1 protein-coding gene is annotated in these 1,143 nt (G+C 63.9%); it reads left to right on the top strand.

All coding sequences use genetic code 11. The annotated features are described in order from the left end of the window. Positions 1-153: 153 nt before the first annotated feature. Positions 154-1,140, top strand: a complete 987-nt coding sequence (gene moaA / locus A7A08_RS15325) for a GTP 3',8-cyclase MoaA (protein ID WP_069096331.1) — start codon at positions 154-156, stop codon at positions 1,138-1,140. Positions 1,141-1,143: the final 3 nt, after the last annotated feature.

Raw genomic sequence — 1,143 nt, forward strand, 5'->3', positions numbered from 1 at the left:
TCCCTCAAGCGCCGGAGCGATGTTGCGGCGGCCTTGAAGTTCTCTCGCTACCGGCCCCAGGTTATACGAAACGCAAAACGCTACAGCCGGAAGGACAAGGCGCCCTCCGGGGAGGAAGAATAAGCCGTGTCAATTTGGGAACCAACGCCCGCCATGGTCGATCCGTTCGGCCGCAAGGTCACTTACCTGCGCGTCTCGGTGACGGATCGCTGCGACTTCCGCTGCGTCTACTGCATGGCGGAGAACATGACGTTCCTGCCGCGCAAGGATCTGCTGAGCCTGGAGGAGATCGACCGGCTGATCACGGCGTTCGTCGACAAGGGGGTGCGGCGGGTTCGGCTGACCGGCGGCGAGCCGCTGGTACGCAAGAACATTCTCTCCCTGCTGCAGTCGCTCTCCCGCCATCTGCGGACCGGCGCGCTGGAGGAGCTGACCATGACGACCAACGGCAGCCAGCTCGCCCGCTTCGCCGACGATCTCGCCGCGTGCGGCATCAAGCGGATCAACGTCTCCCTCGACACCCTGGACCGGGACCGCTTCAAGGCGATCACCCGCTGGGGCGATTTCGACAAGGTGATGGAGGGGATCGCGGCGGCGAGCGCGGCCGGGATCAAGGTCAAGATCAACACCGTGGCGCTGGCAGGGGTAAACGAGGACGAATACGAGCGCCTCATCCGATGGTGCCATGAGCGCGGCCACGACCTGACCATCATCGAGACCATGCCCATGGGGGATATCGACGGCGACCGCACCGATCAGTATCTGCCGCTGTCCAAGGTGCGCGAGCGGCTGGAGGAGCGGTTCACCCTCACCGACATCCCGTATCGCACCGGCGGCCCCGCCCGGTATGTGGAGATCGCGGAGACCGGCGGCCGGCTCGGCTTCATCACGCCGATGACCCACAATTTCTGCGAATCGTGCAATCGTGTCCGGGTGACCTGCACGGGACGGCTCTATCTCTGCCTGGGCCAGGACGATTCGGCGGATCTGCGCGAACCGCTCAGGGCCTCGGAAGGCAACGAAAGGCTGAACATGGCGATCGACGAAGCCATCAGCCGCAAGCCCAAAGGCCACGATTTCATAATCGGACGGGACAAGAAACCGTCCGTACCCAGATTTATGTCAACGACCGGCGGCTGATCG

Origin of the sequence: Methyloligella halotolerans, from assembly GCF_001708935.1 — a bacterium.
Classification (GTDB): domain Bacteria; phylum Pseudomonadota; class Alphaproteobacteria; order Rhizobiales; family Methyloligellaceae; genus Methyloligella; species Methyloligella halotolerans.

Excerpts from the sequence above, each read along its gene's own strand:
- moaA (WP_069096331.1), top strand. The coding sequence starts at position 154 with ATGGTCGATCCGTTCGGCCGCAAGGTCACTTACCTGCGCGTCTCGGTG.